Below are 5,464 nucleotides of genomic sequence, written 5' to 3'. Positions count from 1 at the left end.
GGTGGTACCGCGGGCACTGCTTCGGAGAGGACTCTCGAAGCAGTGGCATGGGTTTCGTGTCCCCTGTGATGTCACATTCAGGGTTACTGCAAGTGTCTGCTGCTCCAGTCCGTTGCAGGCTTGATCGAAGCGTTTAGTTGTTCTGGGACGGAGAAGTTGGTCTGTGGTGGTACCGCGGGCACTGCTTCGGAGAGGACTCTCGAAGCAGTGGCATCGGTTTCGTGTCCCCAGTGTGATGTCACGTTCGGGGCTGCGGTGTTGTTGGTTTCTGCGACTGAGGACGGCAAGGCCCAGGGGACAAAGCGACTCTGGCCTCGCAATGCGGTGACGGTGAAACGGGTCGCCTGACTTCCCGGTATCTGTTTTTGCTGCTGGTTCACATGATTACGGCGAATGAGTCGTTCTATGGGAATTTTGACAGTCTTCTGCGGACCACGACGCGCCATTTTTCGGGGTGAATGCTTATACTGAGCGGCCGATGACGGCTGGACATGGGCGGGTTGGAGGCTGTGGATCGCGACGGGATTCCAATCCGAACGTCACCTTCATCGCCGTTCCGTGAAAAAAGTCACAATTTACGAGTCCTTGCGCCGACGCGAGACTCTCCCATTCGTTGCTGAACGAGAGAAAAGGTCACAATATGGCCACCTCCCCACTGGCTGGACTTCCGGCACCCCACGAACTGCTGATCGATACATCTCGTTTGATCGCATTGTATTATGATCAGAGGCCGGATCCCGAGAACAAAGCACAACTGGTCAGCTTCGGGACCAGCGGACATCGCGGGACTTCGAAAAACGGTACGTTTACCGAGTCGCACATTGTCGCTATCACCCAGGCCCTGATCGAATACCGCAGCAACCATGGGATCACTGGACCCCTCTTTCTCGGCAAAGACACGCACGCACTCTCGGGTCCTGCGGAGCAGTCGGCTCTGGAAGTCCTCGCCGCGAACGGTATCGAGACCTGTATCCAGAACGGGAATGGCTTCACTCCCACTCCAACAGTCTCGCACGCAATCCTGTGCTACAACCGCGATCATTCGAGTGGGCCTCAGGCCGATGGGATTGTGATCACTCCTTCGCACAATCCTCCTGAAGATGGGGGATTTAAGTACAATCCCCCAAACGGAGGACCTGCGGACACTGATATCACCGGCTGGGTCCAGAATCGTGCGAACGAACTGTTGAAAGCGGGTATCTCGACGATCAGGCGGGTTTCGTATGAAGCGGCTCTCAATGCCCCGACGACTACTTCCAAAGATTTCGCGCGCGATTACATCGACGACTTGAAGCATGTGATCGACATGGACGTCATTCGACGTGCGGGGCTGAGAATCGGCGTCGATCCCCTGGGTGGGGCTGCTGTGGGCTACTGGCAGACCATTGCCGAGACCTACGGACTCGATGTCACCGTCGTCAACCCGCGTGTAGATCCCGCGTTCGGCTTTATGACCGTCGACCATGATGGCAAGATCCGAATGGATTGTTCCAGCCCATACGCCATGGCCAGCCTTGTTAAGCTCAAGGATCAGTTCGATATCGCTTTCGGAAATGATCCCGATACGGACCGGCATGGAATCGTGACGAAATCGTCGGGACTGATGAATCCAAACCATTATCTTGCCGTGGCGATTCGCTACTTGTTTCAGCACCGCGCGGAATGGCCGGCGACGGCGGGAGTCGGCAAGACCTGCGTCAGCAGTCAGATGATCGACTGCGTCGCTTCGTCAATTGGCCGGAATCTCTATGAAGTTCCGGTCGGTTTCAAATGGTTTGTCGATGGCTTGTACAGCGGCACACTGGGCTTTGGGGGTGAAGAAAGTGCCGGAGCCAGCTTCCTGCGGATGGACGGGTCTGCGTGGTCAACTGACAAGGATGGCATTATTCTGGCGCTGCTCGCTGCGGAAATTACCGCGAAAACGGGACGCGACCCGGGTGAGCACTACCGGGATCTCGTTGCCGAGTTTGGCGAGCGGCACTACACGCGGATCGACCAGCCGATTTCCCTGGAAGAGAAAGAAGCATTCAAGCGCCTGAAGCCCGCGTCGGTTACCTCGGACACGCTGGCCGGTGAAGCGATTACGGCCAAACTGGATGTCGCCCCGGGAAATCAGAAGCCGATCGGCGGAATCAAGGTGACAACCGACGGGGGCTGGTTTGCAGCCCGCCCCTCGGGAACGGAAGCCATCTATAAACTTTATGCGGAAAGCTGCCGTGACGAACAGCACTTGCAGCAGATCGTTTCCGAGGCACGTGAGATCGTCAGCAAGGCGCTGAGCGCCGACTGATTCAGCCGGACAAGTGCCTGCGGTAAGAATGTGAATCGTTGCATAAGTGAGGTCCTTTCGTGCGAACTTTGATATCTGGTGCCACTTGCGTTCTACCTGCCGGCCAGGCCCGTGTGGATGTCCTCATTGAAGGTGGAAAAATCCTTGGGATCGATCCCCCCAAAGGGGTTCAGGTGGATGAAACGATCGATGCCCATGACCTGATTCTCATCCCGGGTGTTATTGACGATCAGGTTCATTTCCGCGAACCGGGACTGACACACAAAGAGGATCTCAGAACGGCCACACGAGCCTGTGCCAAGGGGGGCGTCACGTCGTTCCTCGAGATGCCCAACACGCGGCCGACGACGACCACTGTCGAACGGCTGAGCGAAAAGCTGCAACTGGCCAGCGAAAGGTGTTTCGTCAACTACGGGTTCTATATCGGTGCGACCCCCACCAATCTCGCAGAACTTCAGGCGGCAACCCGGACGCCGGGGATCAAGATCTTTATCGGGTCGAGCACTGGTGACCTGCTGGTCGATGAGCAGGAGGCGCTGGAGCGGATTTTCGCCGAGACCACGCTGCCCATTTGCGCTCACTGTGAAGACGAAGCGACGGTCCGGGCAAACTCACAACGGCTGAATGGAGGATCGACCTACGAAGATCACTCGCTGATCCGTGATGAGGCTGCCGCAGTGATTGCGACGAAGCGCGCGATCGACCTGGCCATTCGCCACCGGCATCGGTTCCATGTGCTGCACGTCTCGACCGCGGCGGAAACAGAACTCCTCCGCGATCCGCAGGGACTCATCACCGCCGAAGTCTGTCCACATCACTTGTTTTTCAATGTCGATGACTATGAACGGCTCGGTTCACTGGTTCAGATGAATCCCTCGATCAAGACCTCTGCCGATAACGAAGGGTTATGGCTCGCTCTGAAGCAGGGACGGATTCAGGTCATTGCAACCGACCACGCACCACACACGCTCGAAGAGAAACAGCAGCCCTATCCCAAGTCCCCCTCAGGTCTGCCTGCTGTCGAGAATTCGCTGGCCCTGATGCTCGATAGCGTGAATGCCGGAATCTGCTCGCTGGAAAGCGTTGTTCAATGGATGTGTGACGCGCCGGCTCGGGTATGGGATATGGTTGGAAAAGGGCGTATCGCTGAAGGCTACGATGCTGACCTTGTGCTGATCGATCTGAACAAGAAACAGACAGTGCGTAACGAGAACCAGCAGACAAAGAGCGGATGGTCGCCGTGGCATGGCGTCACACTGCACGGGTGGCCTGTTCGCACAATCGTTCGGGGACGTACCGTATTTCTCGATGGCCGATTTGATGAAGAGGTCCGCGGCGCCGAGATTCAGTTTGATCACAGTCGCGGCGGGTACTGGTCCCAATCCTGAATCGTCGACCACAACAGTCCGACTCTATCAGCAGAGACGTCAAGCAGCGTCTCTGCTGTCGTTTTCACTCCGTCCCTCTGCAGTACCGGTTCTCACCACGCTGAGGGTCAGGGAAGAAATGACGGTGAGTAGAAGTTCACGCGGTCTCATTCGTCGCGCTGCGAATTGCGAGCGTTGATTAAAGCAAGGTTGCGGACGTCACCCGCGACTACGAATTTCTGCGTATGAACGCCTCTCGCGCGACCCCTCTCGAGGTGTTGCGCGGCGAGCGTTCAAATTGCTCAGGCAGGCTCACTGGACTGAGCCGTCACAGCGCGAAATAGCGCCTGAAAAGACCGATTTGGCTCACCTTTGTGGCTATGGCATTCCAATTGCTAAGTCCAATAACTCAGTGACGTCTTCCTGAGCGGAAGGCCTGTGTGAAAGCCCTTCGGACCCATCACGAGAAGTCTCGGCGGGAGCACATTACTTCAGCCCATGTGAGGGCAAAACAGAATGCTGCTGCAACAGGTGACGAACCCGGCTTCTTACCTCGAATTCAACCGAAGTTGGTGGACGACCACCGACGGGAAGAGTTTTCGACCTTATTGATGTGACACCAGTTCAGAAAAGGAATCGGACATGATGATGATCGCTACCAAACCAGTCAAAAAGAACAAGCACTCATCGACCGCGAATGAGCCTTCCTACCTGCCGACACCTGAGCAGATTGCCCGCGAATGCTGGCTGATCCGGGCCACATGGTCTGAAGCAGAAACCATCCGCCGTCGCGCAGCCTTTCCGACTGACCTGGATTCGTAGCGTTCTACCCGTACGTCTGACCAACCTGGGGTTCAGGACAACCCGTTCGGAACTTCGACACGGAATTGTGACCGAGGGAGTGACGGTGAGTGGTTGACTCAACCAGCCCGTTTTAATGTCTGTGCATTAAACAGACGTTGATAAAGAGGGCAAGTTTTGAGCAACGAGTCATGCGCACCAAAGGCAATCGCCTGACCCCCATCCATTACCAGGACATGCGTGACGAACTGCAGCAGGCTGGGTGTCATTCCGTGAGTGACGATGAAGGTCGTGCGATTTTTGGTGAAATCTCGCAATGTGTTATGAATGCATTGCTCACTCTGCGTATCAATCGCAGAAGTGGCTTCGTCCAGAATCAGAATCGCCGGATCGCGCACAATGGCTCGCGCCAGCGCCACACGCTGGCGTTGCCCGCCTGACAGCCGATGGCCCTTGTCGCCGATCTGTGTCTGGAGTCCTTCCGGCAGGCGTGAGACGAAGTCTGTCACATGGGCCTGATCCGCGGCAGCCTTCAGTTCTGCATCAGTCACGTCCGGCTTTCCATAGCGGATATTGTCCGCAATCGACCAGTCGAACAGCAGCGTCTCTTGAGTGACAACGCCGATCTGTGCGCGTAACTGCGAGAGGTCGACACTTTTGAGATCCATACCGTCGATGCAGACTCGACCGCTGTGAGGGTCACAGAAGCGGGGAAGCAGATTGACAAGAGTCGATTTGCCGCAACCGTTCTCGCCCACGACTGCCACAGTCGCACCGAATGGGACCGTCAGCGTCACGCAGTCGAGGGCCTTTCTGCCCGGTTCGTCTGTGTCCAACTGAGCATAGTGGAAGATGACGTCTTCAAAGTCGATGGACTTGCTGTGACGTGGCAGGGGGAGTGCAGGGCGAGCGGTCTTGACCAGCGATGCCCGGTCCATCCAGGCAAAGACCCGGGTACAGGCGGTCGCTGACTTTTTCAGCTTGGAGTAAACACCCGACAGCTTGC

4 protein-coding genes are annotated in these 5,464 nt (G+C 56.6%); 3 read left to right on the top strand and 1 reads right to left on the bottom strand.

The genetic code is table 11. The features are described 5' to 3' along the window. The first annotated feature begins 640 nt into the window (after positions 1 to 640). The 3 genes from pgm (at position 641) to VGE80_RS18305 (ending at position 4,479) form a co-directional block, all read left to right on the top strand. The gene (gene pgm / locus VGE80_RS18315; protein WP_373651289.1) at positions 641 to 2,290 is read left to right on the top strand and encodes a phosphoglucomutase (alpha-D-glucose-1,6-bisphosphate-dependent); all 1,650 of its coding nucleotides are present in this window, start codon (positions 641 to 643) and stop codon (positions 2,288 to 2,290) included. A gap of 59 nt (positions 2,291 to 2,349) precedes the next feature. After that, positions 2,350 to 3,678 carry a dihydroorotase gene (locus VGE80_RS18310; protein WP_440593667.1) on the top strand — a complete coding sequence of 443 codons (1,329 nt, stop codon included), beginning with the start codon at positions 2,350 to 2,352 and terminating at the stop codon, positions 3,676 to 3,678. Positions 3,679 to 4,299: 621 nt separating this feature from the next. Continuing rightward, entirely contained in the window at positions 4,300 to 4,479 is a 180-nt protein-coding gene (locus VGE80_RS18305; protein ID WP_373651291.1) for a hypothetical protein, read from the top strand. A 98-nt stretch (positions 4,480 to 4,577) separates the two neighbouring features. On the opposite strand, the gene VGE80_RS18300 is transcribed toward VGE80_RS18305, so the two are convergent. After that, positions 4,578 to 5,464, bottom strand: an 887-nt coding sequence (locus tag VGE80_RS18300) for an ABC transporter ATP-binding protein (protein ID WP_440593666.1), incomplete at its 5' end; no start/stop codon positions are given.

Origin of the sequence: Schlesneria sp., from assembly GCF_036405755.1 — a bacterium.
In the GTDB taxonomy this organism is placed as follows: Bacteria; Planctomycetota; Planctomycetia; order Planctomycetales; family Planctomycetaceae; genus Schlesneria; species Schlesneria sphaerica.
This window is presented reverse-complemented; position numbering and strand designations above follow the sequence as displayed.